The organism is Photorhabdus sp. RM71S, assembly GCF_042879355.1.
In the GTDB taxonomy this organism is placed as follows: domain Bacteria; phylum Pseudomonadota; class Gammaproteobacteria; order Enterobacterales; family Enterobacteriaceae; genus Photorhabdus; species Photorhabdus kayaii.
Genome location: NZ_JBHFKV010000025.1, coordinates 50,365 through 70,654 on the forward strand (window position 1 = coordinate 50,365; position 20,290 = coordinate 70,654).

Annotated in this window: 22 protein-coding genes, 2 tRNA genes and 1 pseudogene; 22 read left to right on the top strand and 3 right to left on the bottom strand. The window is 42.7% G+C overall.

The annotated features are described in order from the left end of the window. Positions 1-17: 17 nt before the first annotated feature. From ACGF5R_RS14145 to ACGF5R_RS14180, 8 genes are read left to right on the top strand one after another with little or no spacing between them, the layout of a single operon-like run. Positions 18-1,271, top strand: a complete 1,254-nt coding sequence (locus tag ACGF5R_RS14145) for an acetyl-CoA carboxylase biotin carboxylase subunit family protein (protein WP_262980791.1) — start codon at positions 18-20, stop codon at positions 1,269-1,271. Beyond that, positions 1,271-3,733 (top strand): ATP-grasp domain-containing protein, encoded by a 2,463-nt coding sequence (locus tag ACGF5R_RS14150; protein ID WP_262980790.1) that lies wholly within the window; start codon positions 1,271-1,273, stop codon positions 3,731-3,733. Before ACGF5R_RS14145 ends, ACGF5R_RS14150 begins: the two co-directional genes overlap by 1 nt. A 57-nt stretch (positions 3,734-3,790) precedes the next feature. Then, complete coding sequence (locus tag ACGF5R_RS14155; RefSeq protein ID WP_387691358.1) at positions 3,791-4,981, top strand: MFS transporter; 1,191 nt, start codon at positions 3,791-3,793, stop codon at positions 4,979-4,981. 41 nt (positions 4,982-5,022) lie between these two features. Beyond that, complete coding sequence (locus ACGF5R_RS14160) at positions 5,023-5,814, top strand: aminotransferase class I/II-fold pyridoxal phosphate-dependent enzyme (protein ID WP_387691360.1); 792 nt, start codon at positions 5,023-5,025, stop codon at positions 5,812-5,814. A 25-nt stretch (positions 5,815-5,839) separates the two neighbouring features. After that, complete coding sequence (locus ACGF5R_RS14165; protein WP_387691362.1) at positions 5,840-6,118, top strand: hypothetical protein; 279 nt, start codon at positions 5,840-5,842, stop codon at positions 6,116-6,118. A 13-nt stretch (positions 6,119-6,131) separates the two neighbouring features. Beyond that, positions 6,132-6,596 carry a VOC family protein gene (locus tag ACGF5R_RS14170; protein WP_262980787.1) on the top strand — a complete coding sequence of 155 codons (465 nt, stop codon included), beginning with the start codon at positions 6,132-6,134 and terminating at the stop codon, positions 6,594-6,596. A gap of 10 nt (positions 6,597-6,606) precedes the next feature. Next, positions 6,607-7,245, top strand: coding sequence for an FMN-binding negative transcriptional regulator (locus ACGF5R_RS14175; protein ID WP_387691364.1), 639 nt, complete (start codon positions 6,607-6,609; stop codon positions 7,243-7,245). A 20-nt stretch (positions 7,246-7,265) separates the two neighbouring features. Continuing rightward, positions 7,266-7,640, top strand: a complete 375-nt coding sequence (locus ACGF5R_RS14180) for a hypothetical protein (RefSeq protein WP_011145751.1) — start codon at positions 7,266-7,268, stop codon at positions 7,638-7,640. A gap of 57 nt (positions 7,641-7,697) precedes the next feature. Here ACGF5R_RS14180 and ACGF5R_RS14185 read toward each other — a convergent pair whose 3' ends face one another. Further along, positions 7,698-8,240, bottom strand: coding sequence for a hypothetical protein (locus ACGF5R_RS14185; RefSeq protein WP_262980785.1), 543 nt, complete (start codon positions 8,238-8,240; stop codon positions 7,698-7,700). A gap of 396 nt (positions 8,241-8,636) precedes the next feature. Here ACGF5R_RS14185 and ACGF5R_RS14190 point away from each other — a divergent pair, with 396 nt between their 5' ends. Next, on the top strand, positions 8,637-9,398 hold the full coding sequence (locus ACGF5R_RS14190) for an IS5 family transposase (RefSeq protein WP_262980812.1): 762 nt from the start codon (positions 8,637-8,639) through the stop codon (positions 9,396-9,398). Between the two features lie 94 nt (positions 9,399-9,492). Here ACGF5R_RS14190 and ACGF5R_RS14195 read toward each other — a convergent pair. Both ACGF5R_RS14195 and ACGF5R_RS14200 read right to left on the bottom strand, forming a co-directional pair. Next, positions 9,493-10,330, bottom strand: a pseudogene (locus tag ACGF5R_RS14195) (IS982 family transposase). 65 nt (positions 10,331-10,395) lie between these two features. Then, entirely contained in the window at positions 10,396-10,611 is a 216-nt protein-coding gene (locus tag ACGF5R_RS14200; protein WP_262980784.1) for a hypothetical protein, read from the bottom strand. Positions 10,612-11,306: 695 nt separating this feature from the next. On the opposite strand from ACGF5R_RS14200, the gene cydA reads away from it, so the two are divergent. The 13 genes from cydA (at position 11,307) to ACGF5R_RS14265 (ending at position 20,259) form a co-directional block, all read left to right on the top strand. Further along, positions 11,307-12,875 (top strand): cytochrome ubiquinol oxidase subunit I, encoded by a 1,569-nt coding sequence (gene cydA, locus ACGF5R_RS14205; RefSeq protein WP_387691367.1) that lies wholly within the window; start codon positions 11,307-11,309, stop codon positions 12,873-12,875. Positions 12,876-12,889: 14 nt separating this feature from the next. Further along, entirely contained in the window at positions 12,890-14,029 is a 1,140-nt protein-coding gene (gene cydB / locus ACGF5R_RS14210; protein ID WP_112876186.1) for a cytochrome d ubiquinol oxidase subunit II, read from the top strand. A 12-nt stretch (positions 14,030-14,041) separates the two neighbouring features. Continuing rightward, positions 14,042-14,164: a cytochrome bd-I oxidase subunit CydX gene (cydX, locus tag ACGF5R_RS14215; protein WP_112876185.1), complete on the top strand. Its 123-nt coding sequence runs from the start codon at positions 14,042-14,044 to the stop codon at positions 14,162-14,164. Further along, a complete protein-coding gene (gene ybgE / locus ACGF5R_RS14220) occupies positions 14,158-14,448 on the top strand; it encodes a cyd operon protein YbgE (RefSeq protein WP_112876184.1) in 291 nt (96 codons plus the stop codon). Before cydX ends, ybgE begins: the two co-directional genes overlap by 7 nt. Before the next feature lie 112 nt (positions 14,449-14,560). Then, entirely contained in the window at positions 14,561-14,965 is a 405-nt protein-coding gene (ybgC, locus tag ACGF5R_RS14225) for a tol-pal system-associated acyl-CoA thioesterase (protein WP_387691369.1), read from the top strand. After that, on the top strand, positions 14,962-15,657 hold the full coding sequence (gene tolQ / locus ACGF5R_RS14230; RefSeq protein ID WP_036812848.1) for a Tol-Pal system protein TolQ: 696 nt from the start codon (positions 14,962-14,964) through the stop codon (positions 15,655-15,657). The genes ybgC and tolQ overlap by 4 nt, the downstream gene beginning before the upstream one ends. Positions 15,658-15,668: 11 nt before the next feature. Then, a complete protein-coding gene (gene tolR, locus ACGF5R_RS14235) occupies positions 15,669-16,094 on the top strand; it encodes a colicin uptake protein TolR (RefSeq protein WP_387691371.1) in 426 nt (141 codons plus the stop codon). Positions 16,095-16,139: 45 nt separating this feature from the next. Continuing rightward, positions 16,140-17,177: a cell envelope integrity protein TolA gene (gene tolA / locus ACGF5R_RS14240; RefSeq protein ID WP_387691372.1), complete on the top strand. Its 1,038-nt coding sequence runs from the start codon at positions 16,140-16,142 to the stop codon at positions 17,175-17,177. 132 nt (positions 17,178-17,309) lie between these two features. Next, the gene (tolB, locus tag ACGF5R_RS14245; RefSeq protein ID WP_112876180.1) at positions 17,310-18,602 is read left to right on the top strand and encodes a Tol-Pal system beta propeller repeat protein TolB; all 1,293 of its coding nucleotides are present in this window, start codon (positions 17,310-17,312) and stop codon (positions 18,600-18,602) included. Positions 18,603-18,644: 42 nt separating this feature from the next. Next, the gene (gene pal / locus ACGF5R_RS14250) at positions 18,645-19,145 is read left to right on the top strand and encodes a peptidoglycan-associated lipoprotein Pal (RefSeq protein WP_112876179.1); all 501 of its coding nucleotides are present in this window, start codon (positions 18,645-18,647) and stop codon (positions 19,143-19,145) included. A gap of 9 nt (positions 19,146-19,154) precedes the next feature. Next, positions 19,155-19,925, top strand: coding sequence for a cell division protein CpoB (cpoB, locus tag ACGF5R_RS14255; RefSeq protein ID WP_112876178.1), 771 nt, complete (start codon positions 19,155-19,157; stop codon positions 19,923-19,925). 147 nt (positions 19,926-20,072) lie between these two features. Continuing rightward, positions 20,073-20,148 (top strand) — tRNA-Lys (locus ACGF5R_RS14260). Positions 20,149-20,183: 35 nt separating this feature from the next. Beyond that, positions 20,184-20,259, top strand: a tRNA-Lys gene (locus ACGF5R_RS14265). Positions 20,260-20,290 lie beyond the last annotated feature (31 nt).

A 20,290-nucleotide genomic window follows, 5' to 3' on the forward strand; every position in this document is an offset into this window, starting at 1 on the left:
TTTTTAAGGAAAAGTCAATGTATTCAAAGTACTGCTTGTTACTAGGAACAGAGAAAAACAGATTTCGTGCATTGGTTGCTACGGCTAGGGCAACCAACATGAAAATAGCGATCATGGCCCCAAGTGGTTATGTTAATGGAAACCGTTACGCTGATCTAGTGATTGAGGGTAACCCAGAAAACATTGAACAAGCTCTGGTTGCAGTACAGGCCTTTGCCGAGCGAGAAGGAATGCAACCGGGCGCAGTTGTTCCATTGACAGAAATGACGATAGCCCCGGGAGCTCGTATCGCTCAGTACTATAATTTAAATTATTTGTCTGAAAAAGCGCTGACATTAACCCGCAACAAATTTGAAATGCGTAAGGCTGCACATGCAGGTGGGTTGAACGTTCCGAAGTTTGCACGTTTTAATCACCTTGAGCAGCTAGCGACCCTTGCTGAAGATTTTCCTTTTCCAGCAGTTGTAAAGCCGACCAACGCTGGGGGTAGTGAAGGTGTAACCTACGTAGCTAGCAAAGATGATTTGGCTAGTGCTTTTGCTAACTTGCGTCGAGTGACCGAAAATTATGGTAGTAAGTTTGGTATGGCAGATAACGACTATCAGATAGAACAGTTTGTCGATGCTAGAATTGAGCTTTCGGTTGAAGTACTAAATACCAAAACTGGAAGACGTGTATTGGCAGTGACCGATAAAGAACTGACCCCGTTGCCTCATTTCGTTGAAATCGGCCATTCCTTACCTAGTATAGAATCTGATAACGAAGCGCTTAAACAAGCAGCGCTTAAAGCCTGTGAAGTCTTGGATGTTGAACATGGTATAGCTCATGTTGAATTTATGATTGATCACAGTGGCAAGATTTACCTACTGGAGTTGAATGCGCGTACTCCAGGCGGCGGCATTCCTGAAATATTCGAGAAAATAGCCGGAGTGAATATGCTCGAGCTTCACTCTCGCTCTTATCTATACGATGAAGTTGAAGTACCTGCATATCACATGTCTGGACTAGCTGCGATTGGATTTATGAAAGCTAAGCAAGGAACGATTGAGCGAATTAAGTTGCCGGCTCAGCACGAGTTACCAAAAGAGGCGTTTGGACTACAACTTTGGACATCCGAAGGAGCTCGGGTCAATCCACTATACAGCAACGCAGAACTTGAGGGTTATGTTGAATTCTTCTGGCCAGACTATGAGCTAAATGGAAAACCGAAAGAGTACCTGATGCTTACACAACAATTGACTGAACAAATTTTCGAAATGGGTGAAAGCTAATGAATATACTTATTTTACACCGAGTTAGGTATGTTGACGTACTTTACCATCAGTCCATCGATCACGAACTACATAATGTTTACTACATTGGTATCGAAGAAAATCTGAATGAAATCCCTGCCGATCTACGTTGTACAAAAATAGTAAGACCCGGCGTGGATGCTGTACACAAAGAAGTCCTCGAACAAATAGAAAATCTTGATGTTTGCTTTGATCACGTTGTTTCAATTAATGAGTTTGAATTGATTGAGGCTGCCTTGATACGAGAAAAGCTCAACATTGCGGGCCCTAAAGTGGCCGATGTCGAAAAAGTTCGAAACAAAATTGTGATGAAACACTGTGTTGGCGCTGCAAATATTCGTACTCCGCAGTACATGTCTTTGTCCGATTTTATGAACTCAGAACGACTAGCGATTCTTCCCTCTTCACAAGTTATTTTGAAGCCTCTGGATGGCGCTTCGTCAGTTGATGTGGTCAAGTTTGACAGTCAGAAAGTTTTGGAACAGGCGCTTATAGATCGCACAACTGGAATTGTGGCTCTTGATAAAGAAACACCTGAACGGATTGAAAACTTTGAAGTTGAAGAATTTGTATCTGGTCCTGTATTGCATATCGACGGCATGATCCGTAACGGACAAATAGAGATGATTGTCGTCAGCCAATATATCAATACGTTGCTGGATTTTGCCAACGGCTATCCAGCAGGGTCTGTGCAGTTAGAAACCACGGAAGAGATGAAAACTTGGGTGCTTCAAATCTTAAATGCGGTTGATATATCTTTGGGGGCGTTCCACCTGGAAGCGATTCAAACAGATACAGGGCCGGTGTTTCTTGAAGTCGCTCATCGTATCGGGGGAGCTAGAATAGCTGAAACGTTGACGCTACAGACAGGGATTCATCCATCGATACTGGAACTTGGATTGTTGCTAGACCCAGACTTCAAATTCGAACTTAACTATGATACCGGGTACAAATATGCGTGGTTTATTGTGCCTGGACACCAGCTGCCAGGAAACTATGGCTTGGTGTCGGGGCATGAGTTTCTTTATGGCAAGGAAGAGATTGTAATGCTGAATCAGCTTACGATGCAACAACCTTTAGTCAAAGCGGTTACTTATAAAGAAAGTGAAATTCCGTTAGCCGGATTATTAAAAGCCAAATCCGCTAAAGAACTAACAGATCTGATTGATAGGTTGTTTGGACAGTTACAACTAATATCTGTCGATACTCCTTTGCCTTACAGCGAGTGTATACCCCAGAAAAAGAAACACGTTCTTGTGATTGGCAATGTTCGCCAACCTCATAAGACACTGGAAGCACAGGGATATGCTATTTCTTGGATGTATAAAAAAGTACCTAATTTTACGCATGCGACTGAAGATCACAATCGTTGCGAGCGAATATTAATGTACAGCAACGAGTCTGCAACTCAGTTAATCAGTTTAGCGCGTTCAATTGATCAACTACAAAAAATCGATTCAGTTGTGTCTTTTCATGATGGAGCCCAGCTTGATGCATTGACTATTGCAAATGCTCTAGAGCTACCTTTTAGTTTGTCAATGGGGGCTATAGTCAACACGAGAGATAAACAATTAAGTCGCCGGATTTTACGCGAAAAAAACCTGACAGAAGTGCAATCGGCGATAGCGGAGAATGAGCAAGATTTACATGATTTTTTCAAGCTTTATCCACAAATAGATAAAGTTATCGTTAAACCAGTTGCTGGTACAGGTAGTGAAAATGTTCGATCGCTAGAACGTAAAGAGCTTGAAACCGCTAACTTAGACAACGTTTACCCTGTGCTGGTGGAACAGTTTGTCGAAGGTCGCGAATTCAGTGTCGAAGCATTCATGCAAGAAGGTAAATGCTATATTTTTGCAATCACTGAAAAATTCAAAGATGCGCAAAGCTTTATCGAGACAGGGCATTTGGTGCCTGCCCGTTTATCTAGCGATGAGCACGAGAAAATTGCTGCATTCATTGCCAAGGTGCTACCTGCTCTAGGGGTTGTGTCGGGTATTACGCACAGCGAAATTATGTTGGGTGAAAAGATAGAGCTAATAGAAACACACACTCGAGTAGGTGGAGATAGAATTTTTGACCTGGTACAGATGACGACAGGAATAGATATGTATCGTCTGCAAGCTCTGCAAAGTTTGGGTTTGCCTATCGATGAAGACGAATTAACACCAAAACTAAACGGTAAACATGCGTGTATCAAATTTAAACTCAACGATCATCCTGGGAAAAAGGTTATTCGAGTGAACGGCGAGGAAGAAATCAAAAATTGGAGTGGTGTTGAAGATGTATCTATCACTCATCAGGCAGGTGAAGTATTGCCCCAAATAGGAAACAGCTTCGACCGCTCAGCCTCAGTGTTGGTGTTGTGCGACAGTGCTGAACAGGCGCTAAGTATTGCAGAGGAAGCCATTCAGAAACTTGAATTTGTTGTAGGTAAGTAGTGTAACCATAGGTTCATCCAAGTACTTAGTACTGTATCTAACTGAAGGGAAACATGAATGAAGTCGTTAGCAATTGCAGAGTTGTTCATCAATATAGGTAAAGCTATATTGCTACTGAGCTTTGCCAAATTTATGTATGATGAAACAGGTCAAATATGGCAAATAAGCTTAATTTTCATCGCTGAAATCTTGATCTCAACCATTTTACCAATATTGGTTGGCAAGTCGGTTGATAACCAAGGTATTAAAAAGGTGCTTATTGGTTCAGCCGTTTGTCATGTTGTCTTTTGTTTGGCAGGTGTATTGGCATTGACGCAATTGGGCATGTCTGTGTCGATTTTATTGCTAATATCGGTGTTTTTGAGTTTTCTTGGGCCAATTTCAAAAATGGCCTTATTCAGTGTTACACCACTTCTTTCTCAACATGATCGCTTAGAAAAAGATAACGGTACACTGACTTCCGCATTTCAGGGCGGTCAGTTGATTGGTATGGCCTTATCTGCCTGGTTGCTGGATAAATTTGACTTTATAGCAATTTTGATATTTGTCGTCTGTCTATATAGTGCCGCGAGCTTTTTTTACTGGCGAGCAACAGCCAATTTGACGTTAGCTGAGTCTCCTTCAGATATAGATAAACGTGAAGATCCAGAAAACCTGTGGCAGTTGTTTAAAGCTAGTAAACCCTACATGCGCTATTTTGTTCTAAGTAATTTTGACTTCGTCACTGTAGCCATATTCAACATTATGCTGGTTTCCGTCGTCAGTCAGGCATTTGACGGCAGCACATACTGGCTTGCCGGATTAGATGCCTCATTCGCTATTGGTGCGTTTGTTGGTGGCGCTGTTATTGCGAAGCAAATAAGGAACAAAAGTACTTCTCTAAGCGATGTTATCGCTATTCAGGTCGCTTTTCTAATCTATCTGGGTTTATGTTTTACAGAACAGGCGGTCTATTTGATGCCGCTCGCGATTGTGAGTATCGGTTTGTTTCAAAGTTACTCAGGTATTTACTGGCGCACACTGCTACATAAACAGCTGCCATCTCACATGATAGGTAGGCTAAGTAGTATTAAGTATATCGTATCCTCAGTGCATATCGGGATTGTCGCCATGGTGATCTCTTACGCACATGAATTAGGCTTCCAATACGCACTTGCAACCGCAGCTGTAATTACTATTGGTCAAATTTTATTTGTTGCAATCAGCATAAAACAATCACTAGCCATTGAAAGCAAATCCTCATCTTAGATGGACAAATGGCTCACTCTTAAAAGTTAGGGAAAAAATAAATGTTCAATATACAAGCAGTAATCAAAGAGCATGTAGTTGAAAATAAAAGGGAAAGCTTATGGAACTATCTGGAAGAACGTCCCAATTACTTGATGCTAGATAAAAATGAGAATCACCATCCAATGGATGAAGATCTTTTTGAAGCGTTTCGAGCCTCATTAAAACCAGAGCATTTGTGTAATTATCCGGTGCTAAATAACTTATATAAAAAAATAGCCGAACTGGTTGGCGTTGAAGAGCGCAACATCTACCTCGGCTCGGGTTCAGACCTGGCGATAAAAGCATTATTTGATGCATGCTTAAGAGAGGGAGACCATGTGGTTTTACATAACCCTTGCTACTTTATGTTTGAAAACTACGCAAAGTATGCTGGGGTATCAATCTCGTCCACACCGGTCACCGAAGATTGGAAACCTGATGTAGCGGCTATTATCGATGCAGTCAAAGAAAATACTAAATTAGTGGTTGTAGAAGATCCGAGTGGTTTTGTCGGCACGCGTTTATCTTATTCCCAAATGCATGGCTTGGCTGAAGCGCTTTATAACAAGGGTGTGTTGCTGCTGATTGATGAAGCCTATCTATATGTAGAAGGAAAACAAAGCGCAAACCTGAATATCTTGCAGAAATTTCCGAACGTTATTTTGGCACAAACTCTTTCTAAAGCTCATGGATTGGCAGGAGCAAGAGTCGGCTTTTTGATCGGAGAGACAGAGTTAATCGGCCATATTTCAAATGTCAGACCGCTATATGAGATTAGTGCGTTATCGGCATGGGCTGCTAGATCATCCTGAAGTGCTTGAACGTTTTCAGGAGAAGATGAGGCAGGCAAAAGCCTATATGATAGAAGCTTTAACCGAAAGAAAACAGACTTTCAAAGATACTCACGGCAATTTCATGTTGGTACAGTTTGCCGGATACGATTCAAAAGAGATAGAACAATTGTTTCAAGAGCAGGGTATTTTAATCAGACGTCCGTTTGAACAGAGTAATTTAAAAGGTTGGCTGAGAGTAACCATTTCACAGCTCGAACATTGCGAAAAATTTATTTCGGCACTTGATATCGTTGTAGACAAATTGAACTTAAAAAAAATTTGATGAAGAGGGAATCATGACAGAGAAGGCCAGAGCCGTAGGGATCAACCATGTGTCTATTGAAGTTGGTAACATTAATGAAGCCGCTGCATTTTATGGTGCGCTTATGCGCATTAAACCCGGGCCGTTATCAGAGACTGAGGGATCGATTGAACTGGGTGATCAGTTTATTGCCTTTACTTGCAGCCAAGGAGAACAAGCTCACAAACCAGGTCACTTTGGGTTCGTTGTTGATGATAAAGAAAAGGTTCGTGAGGCATTAAAGCAATTCAATATTGAACCTTTGCCTGGCCGATTTTTGGGTTTTCTGGATCCTTGGGGCAATCATATCGAAGTGGTCAGCTACGAGAATATTAAATTTACTAAGTCTCCTGGTGTTCTCAATGGTATGGGATTAGCAGACTTGAAGAAAAACGACCATGCACAACGGGAGCTTGAAGAACAAGGTTATAGTGAGCCTTTGTCTTCTTTGAACTCATAAGATTCAAGCAATGTATATACAAAAAGTATTTGAAGAAAATCGAATCTCTGTTTTGCATGACTTGATAGAGCAAAACCCTCTGGGGGCTTTGACCGTCTATGGCAGTTATGGATTGAGTGCTGATCATCTGCCTTTTACTTTAGATAGGCATGGTTTAGAGCTAGGCGTGCTGAAAACACACATTGCACGCGGAAATCCTTTGCACAAAAGCGTGGCTGAAACTAATGAAGTGATGGTTATTTTCCAAGGACCAGACGCTTATATTTCACCTGGTTGGTTACCTAGACGACATATCAATGGTCGAGTTCAACCTAGTTGGGCTTACACGGCAGTTCATGCCATGTGTTCCATCAAGTTTATTGATGATGACAGTTGGATAAAGGCGCATTTTGAGCAATCCGTTAATTGTTTTGAAGCAGGATTACCGGATCCATGGCAAGTCGCAGAAGCACCGAAAGATTTTATAGACGGCTTAAAACAGCATGTCGTTGGGATCGAGCTGACTATTCACAATCTACTGGGAAAAAGGCAGTTGATGCAGCAACGTAACATTGATGACCGCTTAGCCATTATAGAAGGCTTGCGTACTCAATCCGATCCTAGTGCACATCAGGTCGCAAAACAAATAGCACAAGCCATTGAAAATTAAAAAAGAAAGGTAAAAACATTATGAATAATCCTACTATTAATGACTTATCTGAAACTTGTAGTGCAATTGTGTCGCAGCAGGCGCCGCTTCACGTTGTAGAGGCGGCTTTACAAGCAGCTGAGACAGAAAATAAAGAAATTGGTCAGCACTATGCTAAATATCTTTGTGACCGAGCGGTTATTACTACTATAGCCGAACCAAAACTTGAGGTATTTGCTTCTTACATGAAACAACACGGCTATACGGTATTAACTTATGACGAACTACAGCAATTGAAACAGCGTTACCCATATCACTGGTCTTTAGAGCTCAATCAGGATGGGTCGGGTGAAATTAAAGATCCTAAAGCCGATTTTCATAAATCATTTAAATTCGTGAAAGAACTGCTAGCATAGCGCTTGAACGACGACTGCGTATTTTCGTCCATGGAGATCACCCAATAACGGCGTTTTTCAAGGCAGTGATCTCCATCGTGGTAATACGCAAGGGTTATTGGTATAAGAAAATATAACCGGAAATGCGTTATCATCTTGCATTGTTATAATATTAGCCTGTAAGTCTAGTAAATAGCTTTCGTTATTTTTCCAGCATATTGGTCCAAAATCAGCGTAACCTGTATTTTTAGAAAAATCCCATGATAAATTTGTATTATTGCCTTTGGCAGGATCGTTATTGACTTTTGTATGTTTCCAAAATATACCTTCATCTATTCCTCTTACTTCACATGTTCCTCCAGTATTAAGACCAATTAGTGTCAGATTTGCCTCTGGTTTGATTCCCTGAAACGCTGTAGGTTTTCCTTTTTCATCAAACGCTATAGGGTTATTGAATATAATATCACCTATTATTTCTAACTTGATTGTTGGATTACCGGGTGATGTTGGACCATAATCGCATTGACTAGGAGTTCCTGGTTCAGGATTTGCTCTATTCAAGCAAACGATTACCGATTGCGTTTTTGGGTTCTTTACATGAGTTGGTGCATGGTTCTTCATTGTGTGAGGCTGAAAATATTGAAAAGGATTTTCAAGGTTTGTCAGTGTATTTGACTTAACTAATACTGGGCCACTAGTGAGAGGTTTCCCGTTTTTTTCCCTTGGAAAGCAGCAACAGATTGAATAAATCCAAGTTTCTTCAAGTCAGCAAGATTATATCCCCCAGTGCTTATTGAAAAATCTCGTATTTCTGTGTCTCTTGCATTTCCATTTGTGCGTATGAGTGTTTTTTTGATCTTCCCATTTTTGTCTGTGCTAAAAATGGAGAGAATCGATGTCTGTTTAGTCTCAGTTTTAATGGTATCTAGGGGCTGCTGACGTTTTGAGAGGGCTTATTGAACAGCATGATGATTGGGTATAATTGCTTTCGCCAAAAACCAACCATGCCTTACCATCATGCCGAGAACCATGTTATCAAAACCCCTATGGAATACGCTAGCTGTATTCATGCAACATAGTGGGCTTATTTATCACAAAGAAGAACATCACCTGACCTTTGAAGGGAGCCTTTACCGCATGAGAACCGGTTGTCCCTGGCGGGATTTACCGCCTGAATTTGGGAAATGGAATACCGTCTTTCGACGTTTTAATGAATGGGCAAAGAAAGATATTTTTAATTTAATATTTAAATTGTTATCTGAATATTCTGATACAGAGTGGCTGTTCATTGATGGGAGTATTGTGCAGGCTCATCAACACAGTGCAGGCGCGGCTTCTAAAGAAAATGAATCGATAGGAAAAAGTCGGGATGGATGGTCAACCAAGATCCATTTGGCCGTGGACAGTGACGGTTTACCTGTGCATTTTGAGCTTTCCGGTGGTCAAACACACGACATCGTTCATGCTGAAAGTCTGGTGTCTCAGTCACCGCCATCGGATTTTGTGATTGCGGATAAAGGTTACGATAGCGAAGCTTTCAGGCTTATCGTGAGACAACAAGGCGCAACGCCGGTCATTCCCTACAAGAAAAACCGTCGAAAGGCCGATAAGCATGTTGATACATGTTTATATCGTTACCGCCACTTGGTGGAAAATGTGTTTGCCAGAATTAAACATTTTCGTGCAATAGCAACAAGATACGATAAGTTGGAACGTAATTACGCCAGTATGCTGGCTCTGGGTTTTATCATTATCTGGTTGCCTATGTGGGCTGAATAAATTATGTACCCGAAAGGTAAACAGCCCCTAGTAAGAGGAGGAAAATATATGGAATTAAAAACTTGATCTGAAACTAATTTAACCCGAATTCTGTTTAAGCCGTCACTGAAAAATCGTCTTCCGAATAGAAAACTTTCAGTGATGGTTTCTTCCATTTAAGGCAATAAGCCATCAAACCGCCTAAAACGGTCAACATAAATCCCGTTATACTTCGGTGGCGAGAATGCGCTATTTGAGAAATGGTTTTTAATTGCCCATTAATCGTTTTGATGATGAAACGCCTTGATAACATTATCTTATCCCACTCAGCCAGCAGCTGGGCTTTCATATTTCGGCGCTTTTGGGTGACGAAAGTGACACCGGTTTTGCCTAAATCGTCTGCCAGTTCCTGACTGAGATAACCTTTATAGCCGTAAAGCGAACCCGTTAATTCTGTTGTTAATTCGCGAACAGGTTCCCGAACATCCACATTACCGGCAGTGATTTTAAGCGCCAGACCATCCCATTGAATTTTTTCCGCGCTTGGCTATCCCCGCAAAGACCTTATGTCGAGGAATGCGAATGTTATGGCAGACATTCAAACGGGTGGAATCAATAAAAGCAATGCCTGTGGGTTTTCCTTTTAATTGCGTCAGATAGCTGCATAGTGGCACCAAAACGGAAGGGGCCACACTGACAAAACGGGGATAGTTGAGTAAGGTGGGAAAATCGTTGTGGTGATATTTCCAAATATGTTCTAAATAAAAATGTTTAAAATCCCGGTGATGCGACCGATGAAAAAGGATCAAAATGGTCATGATTTCACTGGGAAACATGTGACCTTGTCGGCGGCGTAAACGATGCCCGCTATCGAGACAAAATTGTTCCCATTGAAGGATGAAAAAACGGCAAAAATCATCGACATCACAGAAAATTTCAACTAAGTTGTCCATAGCCTGTTCCACCTCGGAGCTATTTCGGCATGCACCAAAACACTGCTCCTGGAACAGGCTTCATGTCAATTTCTTATCCAGAATTCGGGTAATTTAGAATCTTTGGAGAATGCTATTCTGGGAAGGCCAAAATAATTTGCTGGCTCTGTAGGCGAGTTTTCTAATTCAACCGGTTTTCTGCTCTCAACTTTTAGCTTTTTCATAAGCTCTATATCTTTAAAAATATCAGAATGTTTCTGCTTTGTAGTACCATGTGAATGTAATAATGCGATATTGGTCATTACCTGCTGGTACGTGCAGTTTTTCTGTTGTGTAAAATATTTTTACACAATTATTGTTGGACTGTGTAACTTAAGATACTAAGTCGTTTAGCTGAGTTTGAAGAGATTTATTGTTAAGAGGGAAGTTTAGTTCTCTAGCTGCGTGTCATTATGCTATCTGAATGACAGCTAAATGGTGGTGATCTCACTGTTAATGCAAAGTTAATAATAATATTTTCTTAAGGATCAAAATAAGAAGCTAATTTTAAAAGCCATTTCACAGCAATATAGAAATCAATATTTATCTAAATAAACAAATAATTAACAATATATCAACCAAAATGAAATAATAGACAAAGTAATTAACACTAACCAGAAAAAGATACCTAAAATCAAGTTATTACTATAGCATTATTGTTTTAATTTGCTTAAATTGACTTGGATCAAGTTAATTCCCATTAAACAATGACCGCAATTCTTGACCTATATTCAGAATTCTAATCTGAATCACGTAAAACCTATTTATTGTATGGGAATATAAGCGTACTATACTATTAGTCTAATTAGTTTTTAATTTACTTGGTTATGAGTTGTTATTTTAAAGGCATTTATTGCTGGTAGTTACGAGGCTTCCACATGAGTACTTTGAGAAAAGTGCTTATATGAAGTCAGGTTGCCGCAAGTCGGTGTCTTCCTGCTAGGAGCAAGGAGTCAAGATGTTTGATATTGTCGAACTGTCACGATTACAGTTTGCCTTAACTGCAATGTATCACTTTCTATTCGTTCCACTAACGCTTGGTATGGCGTTTTTGCTGGCGATCATGGAAACGGTATATGTGCTCTCTGGTAAACAAATTTATAAAGATATGACAAAATTCTGGGGCAAGTTATTTGGTATTAACTTTGCTCTGGGGGTTGCAACAGGGTTGACTATGGAGTTCCAGTTCGGGACTAACTGGTCATATTTCTCTCACTATGTCGGTGACATTTTCGGTGCGCCTCTGGCGATTGAAGGCCTGATGGCGTTCTTCCTGGAGTCTACATTCGTAGGCTTGTTCTTCTTCGGTTGGGATCGTCTCAGTAAGACACAACATCTGGCGGTAACTTGGTTGGTCGCATTAGGATCTAACTTCTCTGCACTTTGGATTTTGGTTGCTAACGGTTGGATGCAAAACCCAATTGCTTCTGATTTCAACTTTGAAACCATGCGTATGGAGATGGTAAGTTTCTCTGAACTGGTGCTGAACCCGGTTGCTCAGGTGAAATTTGTTCATACCGTTGCCGCGGGTTATGTGACAGGGGCGATCTTCGTTCTCGGTGTCAGCTCTTACTACCTGCTTAAAGGCCGTGATATTCCATTTGCTAAGCGTTCATTTGCGATTGCTTCAAGTTTTGGTATCGCCGCTGTGCTGTCTGTTATTGTGTTGGGTGATGAATCTGGTTACGAAATGGGCGACGTACAGAAGACTAAGCTGGCCGCCATCGAAGCTGAATGGGAAACTCAGCCACCTCCGGCAGCCTTTACACTGATAGGTATCCCGGATCAGGATAAAATGGAAAACAAATATGCCATTCAGATCCCTTATCTTATGGGGCTGATTGCTACCCGTTCTGTTGATACTCCGGTCATTGGTCTGCGTGATTTGATGGACCAGCACGAGCAGCGTATTCGTAATGGTATAAAGGCTTATCATCTGTTGGAAGAGTTGCGTGCAGGTAACACCGACCCGACTGTTCGTATTGCATTCAATGAGAATAAACAAGATCTGGGTTATGGCATGTTGCTGAAACGTTATACCAGCAAAGTGACTGATGCCAGTGAAGAACAAATCAAAGCAGCCGCAAAAGATTCTATTCCTCGTGTTGCGCCGCTCTATTTTGCATTCCGTATCATGGTTGCGGCCGGCTTCCTGATGTTATTGTTGATCGGTCTGGCGTTTTGGAGTGTTATCCGTGGCCGCATTGGTAAACAAAAATGGTTACTGCGCGCCGCCCTGTACAGTATTCCATTGCCGTGGATTGCCATAGAATCAGGTTGGTTTGTGGCGGAATATGGTCGTCAACCGTGGGCGATTGGTGAAGTTCTGCCAACGGCGGTGGCGAGTTCCAATTTAACTGCCGGCGATATCTTGTTCTCTATGGCGCTGATTTGTGGCCTTTATACCTTATTCCTGATTGCAGAAATGTTTTTGATGTTCAAATTTGCCCGCCTTGGCCCAAGTAGCCTGAAAACGGGTCGTTACCATTTTGAACAGAAAACAACTTCAGCACCCGATGCTCAGTAAACAGGAGTCCACTTATGTTTGATTATGAAGTACTACGATTTATATGGTGGCTACTGATTGGTGTATTGCTAATCGGTTTTGCGGTAACTGATGGTTTTGATATGGGAGTCGGTATCCTATTACGTATCATCGGCAAAAACGATACTGAGCGTCGCATCATGATTAACTCAGTGGCGCCGCATTGGGATGGTAACCAGGTTTGGCTGATTACTGCCGGTGGAGCGCTGTTCGCCGCATGGCCGATGGTTTATGCCGCGGCATTCTCTGGCTTCTATGTTGCTATGATCCTGGTGTTATCTGCGTTGTTCTTTCGTCCGGTTGGTTTTGATTACCGCTCCAAATTGGAAAGCCGCAAGTGGCGTAACATGTGGGATTGGGGAATATTTGTCGGTAGCTTTGTTCCACCATTAGTTATCGGTGTGGCATTCGGTAATTTATTACAGGGGGTGCCGTTTAACGTTGATTCCCAACTCCGTCTGTTCTATACCGGCTCCTTTTTTGGATTGCTCAACCCGTACGGTTTATTGGCGGGAATTATCAGCTTGATGATGATTGTGACTCAGGGGGCAACTTATCTGCAAATGCGTACTACGGGTGAGCTACGTCTGCGTTCTCGTGTCGCAACTTATCTCTGTGCGCTGGTGACAATGGTGGCTTTCCTGTTGGCAGGTGTATGGCTGATTTATGGTATTGATGGCTATGTTGTGACTGGCGGTTTGGATACAATGGCTCAGTCTAATCCGTTACATAAAGAAGTCGCTCATCAGGCGGGTGCCTGGTTGACTAACTTTAACAACTATCCGTGGTTGTGGGTACTACCGGCACTGGGTGTGGCTTCGCCTTTGCTGACGATGCTGATGACGCGTATGAATAAAGCTGGGTGGGCGTTCCTGTTCTCTTCACTGACAATTGCTGGCATCATTCTGGCCTGCGGTGTAACGATGTTCCCATTTGTGATGCCTTCAATCACTGATCCTAACGTCAGCCTGACGATGTGGGATGCCACTTCAAGCCTGATGACGCTGCGTGTCATGTCTGTAGTTGCATTGATTTTTGTCCCAATTGTTCTAGGATATACCATTTGGTGTTACTACAAAATGTTTGGGCGTTTGGATAAAAGCTTTATTGAAGATAACAAACATTCACTGTACTAAGGAGCATAAAGCATGTGGTATTTTGCTTGGATTCTCGGAACGCTCTTGGCGTGTAGTTTCGCTATAATCGCAGCCTTGGCGCTTGAGCATAATGAAGAAGAAAAAGCCGCTAAAAATGGCGAGAAGTCGTGTTGATAGATAAATATTATCGGCTAATGGATAAAGGTCCTGTACGGGGCCTTATCCTTATTATGGCATTAGTGTTTGCGGCTTGTGTATTCTGGGACCCTACTCGTTTTGCGGCTAACACCAGTTCATTGCAGATTTGGCAAAGTATTTTGCTAATATGGTCTGTATGTACAGGTGTGACTTTCGGGGTGGGTTTTCAGCCAAGAAATATTGTCTGGCGTATCTTTTTCTCTCCTCTGCCGGCATTCTTGATTTTGATTTGGGGTTTGTATCATTTCTTTGTGCGTTAATTTTGCATGTTATGGGGCTTTTAACCCATAAATTTTTTATTTGCACATTATTCCAAAGCCGCATTGTCTTAAGTATAGTGGCAGCGTTAATTCGCCTTATGTAGGATTGAAAGTGAGTAATACGTTGTTCCGGTGGCCCATTCGTATTTATTACGAAGATACAGATGTGAGTGGGATAGTTTATAATGGCCGTTATGTTGTCTTTTATGAAAGAGCACGTACTGAGATGTTACGTCAGCATGGAATTCATCAACAGAGTTTACTTGATGAACAAATTGCCTTTGTTGTTCGGCGTATGATGGTTGATTACCGTGCTCCGGCCCGGCTTGATGATATGTTGGAGGTGCAGAGTGAAATTACGGATATTCGTAGAGCGTTTTTGACATTTATTCAACGCATTGTTGATGGAAATGGAACAATTATTAACAGCGCAGAAGTTTTAGTCGCCTGCGTGAATACATCTCAAATGAAGCCAATTGCGCTTCCAAAGTCTATTGTCGCGGAGTTTAAGCAGTGACTGACATGAACATTCTAGATTTATTCCTGAAAGCGGGCCTTTTGGTGCAGCTGATCATGCTTATTTTGATCTGCTTTTCCGTTGCTTCATGGGCGATCATTATTCAAAGGACCAAAATTCTCAATGCAGCAACTCGAGAAGCGGAAGCGTTTGAAGATAAATTCTGGTCGGGTATTGAATTATCACGCTTATATAAGGAAAGTCAGTCGCGTCGAGATTCTTTAGGTGGAACAGAACAAATTTTTTATTCTGGATTTAAAGAATTTGCCCGTCTGCGCCATGCAAATAATCATGCTCCAGAAGCGGTAGTAACAGGGGCTTCGCGTGCAATGCGTATCTCAATGAATCGTGAATTGGAATCGCTGGAAAGTCATATTCCATTCTTGGGGACAGTTGGCTCAATTAGTCCATATATCGGTCTATTTGGTACAGTTTGGGGGATCATGCATGCATTTATCGCGTTAGGTGCGGTAAAACAGGCCACTCTCCAAATGGTAGCGCCGGGTATTGCAGAAGCGTTGATTGCAACGGCGATTGGTCTGTTTGCGGCGATTCCGGCAGTTATGGCATACAACCGCTTGAATCAGCGTGTTAATAAGCTGGAGCAAAATTACGATAACTTTATGGAAGAGTTTTTGGCTATTTTGCATCGTCAGGCTTTCGCTGCTGAAAATAAAGCAGAGAACAAATAGTAGGAGAGGCTATGGCACGCACTCGTAGTCGCAAGCGTGAGCTGAAATCCGAAATCAATATCGTTCCCTTACTGGACGTATTGCTGGTTCTGTTGCTTATTTTTATGGCAACAGCGCCGATTATCACTCAAAGTGTAGAGGTTGATCTGCCGGATGCGGTAGATTCTAAAACGGTTTCTAACTCTGATAATCCACCGGTAATCGTGGAGGTTTCTGGTGTTGGTCAGTACACCATGATAGTTAACCATGAACGATTGGAATTATTGCCTGAGCTGCAGATTATTGCGGAAGCGCAGGCACGAATAAAAGAGAATCCAAAAACCGTTTTCTTGATCGGTGGTTCGAAAGAAGTGCCTTACGATGAGATTATTAAGGCACTCAACATGCTGCATCAGGCAGGTGTGAAATCCGTTGGCTTAATGACTCAGCCTATCTGAGTTTGGCCGGCAGTTGCTGTTATTTGAAGATCTTGGATATCGAGCGTGGGAAAGACAAACGGGCAAAACAATAAATTAAATCGCGCTGTTATCGTTTCGGTTGTGTTGCATATTATTTTGATTGGGTTACTTATTTGGGGTTCCCTGACACGAAAAACTGAAATGGGTGGTGGTGGTCAGGATGGTTCTGTTATTGATGCTGTTATGGTCGATTCGAATGCGGTAGTACAACAGTACAATCAACAGCAACAACAACAGGCTGATGCTAAGCGTGCAGAACAGTTACGAAAGAAGAAAGCCGAACAGCAGAGCGCTGAATTAAGGGAAAAACAGGCTGAAGAACAGGAACGTTTAAAAGCGGTAGAAGAAGAGCGAATTAAAGCGCAACAGGCAGCGGAAGAACAGAAAAAGCAGGCTGTAGAGGCAGCAAACAAAGCCCGTGAAGAGCAAAAACAGGCAGAAGAAGCTGCGGCAAAGGCTAAGGCTGAAAAAGAAAAACTGATTAAAGAGCAGGCTGAGGCACAGAAGAAAGCCGAAGCTGAAGCTAAGAAAGCGGCTGCTGCTAAACAAAAAGCTGTGGAAGAAGCGAAAACCAAAGCAGAAGCTGAGGCTAAAGCAGAAGCCAAAGCTGAGGCAGATGCAAAGGCTAAAGCCAAGGCCGAAGCTGACGCTAAGAAAAAAGCTGCTGCGCAAGCCGCTAAACAGGAAAGTGAAGTTGATGACTTACTGGGTGGCTTAACTTCCAATGCACCGAAACAGCAGGGAGGGGCTTCTGCCGCCGGTAAAGGTGGCGGTAAGAAAAGTGGCGCTTCAAATGCTGACATTAATAACTATCTGGGGCAGATCCAGATAGCGATACAGAATAAGTTTTACGATCCAAGCATGTATCGTGGGCGTACCTGTGCATTACGGATTAAACTTGCTCCTGATGGCTTGTTAATTGATGTAAAGTCAGAGGGGGGAGACCAGGCGTTGTGCCAAGCGGCGGTAGCGGCGGCTAAACAAGCGAAAATTCCGAAACCGCCAAGCAAGGAGGTTTATGAAGCGTTTAAAAACGCGCTGCTTGATTTCAAACCTCAATAAAGTTGTTATTTAGAAGTTGTTAATAACAAACAAAACCATTCAATGTTATTAAGCTATCTGGTTTTGTTTGTTGACGTTTGTTAATATTCTGCGAATTATTGCGACTATTCCATCGTGATAAGGGAGAGATTAATGAGGCAGGCTTTTAAAGTAGTACTAGGCATTTTAATGTTGTGGGCCACGGTTGCTTACGCAGAAGTTCGTATCGAGATCACCCAAGGTGTCGATTCTGCACGTCCTATTGGCGTTGTCCCCTTTAAATGGACTGGAGCGGGTAATGCACCGGAAGAGATAGGGGTGATCGTTGGCGCTGATCTTCGCAACAGCGGTAAATTTAACCCTATTGATATCGGCCGTATGCCACAGCAACCAACGACGGCATCTGAGGTAACACCTGCTGCATGGTCGGCGTTGGGGATTGACGCTGTTGTTGTTGGGCAGATTCAACCAAGCGCAGATGGTGGTTTTTTGATCTCTTATCAGTTGGTTGATACTTCGAGTGCTCCGGGTACAGTACTTGCTCAGGATCAGTTTAAAGTGACCAAACAATGGTTGCGTTATGCTGCGCATACAGCCAGTGATCAAGTATTTGAAAAACTGACGGGCATCAAAGGCGCATTCCGTACTCGCCTGGCTTACATTGTAAAGACTAATGGCGGTAAATATCCGTATGAACTGCGTGTATCTGATTACGATGGTTACAACCAGTTCACTGTTCACCGTTCGCCAGAACCGTTGATGTCGCCGGCATGGTCTCCTGATGGCGCCAAACTGGCTTATGTGACATTTGAAAGTGGCCATTCTGCCTTGGTTATTCAAACTTTGGCGAGTGGTGAAGTACGTCAGGTTGCTTCCTTCCCGCGTCATAACGGTGCACCTGCATTTTCCCCTGATGGCAGTAAATTGGCATTTGCTCTGTCTAAATCGGGTAGTTTGAATCTTTACGTGATGGATTTGAGTTCGTCTCAGATTCGTCAGGTTACAGATGGCCGCAGTAACAATACTGAGCCAAGTTGGATGCCGGATAGCCAGACTTTGGTTTATACCTCTGATCAGGGTGGCCGTCCACAGTTATACAAAATCGATATTAATGGCGGTGCTCCGCAACGCCTCACTTGGGAAGGCACACAAAACCAGGATGCTGATGTAAGCGCAGATGGCAATTTTGTGGTGATGGTCAGCTCAGAGAGTGGTAAGCAGCACATAGCTAAACAAGATCTGGCAACGGGAGCCGTTCAAATTTTGACGGACACGTTCCTGGATGAAACGCCGAGTATCGCACCTAACGGCACTATGGTGATTTATAGCTCCACCCAAGGGTTGGGGACTGTATTGCAGCTAGTTTCGACTGACGGGCGTTTCAAAGCGCGTCTTCCGGCAACCGATGGACAGGTAAAATTTCCTGCCTGGTCGCCGTATCTGTGATGCATAATAATATGTATGGCAAATTTTAAAAGGATCAAAGAGATGCAACTGAACAAAGTGCTAAAAGGGCTGATGTTAGCTTTACCAGTTATGGCCGTAGCAGCGTGTAGTTCTAACAAGAATGCTGATAACGATCAGACTGGTGTAGGCACTGTTAACGAAACTAATGCGGGTCTGTCAGCAGAGGAATTAGCTCGTCAGCAAATGCAAGAGCTACAAAACAACAACATCGTATATTTCGGTTTTGACAAATACGACATCAACTCAGATTTTACTCAGCTGCTAGACGCTCACGCGGCATTCCTGCGCAACAACCCATCTTACAAAGTTGTTGTAGAAGGTCATGCTGACGAACGTGGTACTCCTGAGTACAACATCGCATTAGGTGAACGCCGTGCTAATGCAGTGAAAATGTACCTGCAAGGCAAAGGTGTTTCCGGTGAGCAAATCTCTATCGTCTCTTACGGTAAAGAAAAACCTGCTGTACTGGGTCACGACGAAGCCGCCTATGCTAAAAACCGTCGCGCAGTACTGGCATACTAAGAGTAGTTCATGAACAGTAACTTCAGACATCATTTTTTGGGTCTGTCGTTATTGGTTGGCGTAGCGGTTCCTTGGGCCGCTATTGCCCAAGCGCCAATCAGTAATGTCGGATCGGGTTCTACCGATGAGCGCCTTACCCAACTAGAGCGTATTTCCAATGCTCACAGTCAGCTATTAACGCAGCTCCAGCAACAACTGGCTGATTCTCAACGTGATATTGACATGCTTCGAGGGCAGATTCAGGAGAATCAGTATCAGCTCAATCAGATTATAGAGCGGCAGAAGGATATTTATCAGCAACTGGAAGGGGCTACCAGTTCTGAGGGGAGTAAACCTACCGCAAATACAGCTTCTTCAACGGCAAGTAATAATAGTAGCAATCAGGCATCATCATCTGTCGGCACGGGCAGTGAGAAGGGTGATTATGATGCTGCTGTTCATTTGGCGGTGAATACCAAAGAGTACGATAAAGCGATTATAGCCTTTCAGCGTTTCGTAAAGAGTTATCCAAAATCGAGTTATATGCCCAATGCTAATTACTGGTTAGGGCAACTTCATTATAACAAGGGTAAGAAAGACGAAGCCGCTTATTATTTTGCTACGGTAGTAAAAGAGTATCCAAAGTCGCAGAAGAGTGGTGAATCGCTTTATAAGGTTGGTTTAATCATGCAGGACAAGGGCCAGAAGGATAAAGCAAGATCGGTTTATCAACAGGTCATGAAACAATATCCTGGTTCGAATGCAGCTAAATTGGCGGAGAAAAAGCTTTCTACGCTGTAATTATTGGCCCCGGAAGGGTGTAGTAATACATTTTCGGGGTTGGTTGAGCATTTAATAAGCATTTAAACGTAATTTTTAAAAATAATCATTGCGTGGCGTGGAGAAATCAGTAATATATGCCGCCGTTGCCGAGAGAAGTCACAAGATGGGTCGTTAGCTCAGTCGGTAGAGCAGTTGACTTTTAATCAATTGGTCGCAGGTTCGAATCCTGCACGACCCACCATCTTAAGGCTTCATTCAAAAACAAATCCCCTAGATGGGTCGTTAGCTCAGTCGGTAGAGCAGTTGACTTTTAATCAATTGGTCGCAGGTTCGAATCCTGCACGACCCACCATCTTAAAGCTTCATTCAAAAGCAAATCTCCT

Coding starts and splice junctions, on each gene's coding strand:
- ACGF5R_RS14145 (WP_262980791.1), top strand. CDS start 18: ATGTATTCAAAGTACTGCTTGTTACTAGGAACAGAGAAAAACAGATTT.
- ACGF5R_RS14150 (WP_262980790.1), top strand. CDS start 1,271: ATGAATATACTTATTTTACACCGAGTTAGGTATGTTGACGTACTTTAC.
- ACGF5R_RS14155 (WP_387691358.1), top strand. CDS start 3,791: ATGAAGTCGTTAGCAATTGCAGAGTTGTTCATCAATATAGGTAAAGCT.
- ACGF5R_RS14160 (WP_387691360.1), top strand. CDS start 5,023: ATGTTCAATATACAAGCAGTAATCAAAGAGCATGTAGTTGAAAATAAA.
- ACGF5R_RS14165 (WP_387691362.1), top strand. CDS start 5,840: ATGAGGCAGGCAAAAGCCTATATGATAGAAGCTTTAACCGAAAGAAAA.
- ACGF5R_RS14170 (WP_262980787.1), top strand. CDS start 6,132: ATGACAGAGAAGGCCAGAGCCGTAGGGATCAACCATGTGTCTATTGAA.
- ACGF5R_RS14175 (WP_387691364.1), top strand. CDS start 6,607: ATGTATATACAAAAAGTATTTGAAGAAAATCGAATCTCTGTTTTGCAT.
- ACGF5R_RS14180 (WP_011145751.1), top strand. CDS start 7,266: ATGAATAATCCTACTATTAATGACTTATCTGAAACTTGTAGTGCAATT.
- ACGF5R_RS14185 (WP_262980785.1), bottom strand. CDS start 8,240: ATGAAGAACCATGCACCAACTCATGTAAAGAACCCAAAAACGCAATCG.
- ACGF5R_RS14190 (WP_262980812.1), top strand. CDS start 8,637: ATGCCGAGAACCATGTTATCAAAACCCCTATGGAATACGCTAGCTGTA.
- ACGF5R_RS14200 (WP_262980784.1), bottom strand. CDS start 10,611: ATGACCAATATCGCATTATTACATTCACATGGTACTACAAAGCAGAAA.
- cydA (WP_387691367.1), top strand. CDS start 11,307: ATGTTTGATATTGTCGAACTGTCACGATTACAGTTTGCCTTAACTGCA.
- cydB (WP_112876186.1), top strand. CDS start 12,890: ATGTTTGATTATGAAGTACTACGATTTATATGGTGGCTACTGATTGGT.
- cydX (WP_112876185.1), top strand. CDS start 14,042: ATGTGGTATTTTGCTTGGATTCTCGGAACGCTCTTGGCGTGTAGTTTC.
- tolR (WP_387691371.1), top strand. CDS start 15,669: ATGGCACGCACTCGTAGTCGCAAGCGTGAGCTGAAATCCGAAATCAAT.
- tolB (WP_112876180.1), top strand. CDS start 17,310: ATGAGGCAGGCTTTTAAAGTAGTACTAGGCATTTTAATGTTGTGGGCC.
- pal (WP_112876179.1), top strand. CDS start 18,645: ATGCAACTGAACAAAGTGCTAAAAGGGCTGATGTTAGCTTTACCAGTT.
- cpoB (WP_112876178.1), top strand. CDS start 19,155: ATGAACAGTAACTTCAGACATCATTTTTTGGGTCTGTCGTTATTGGTT.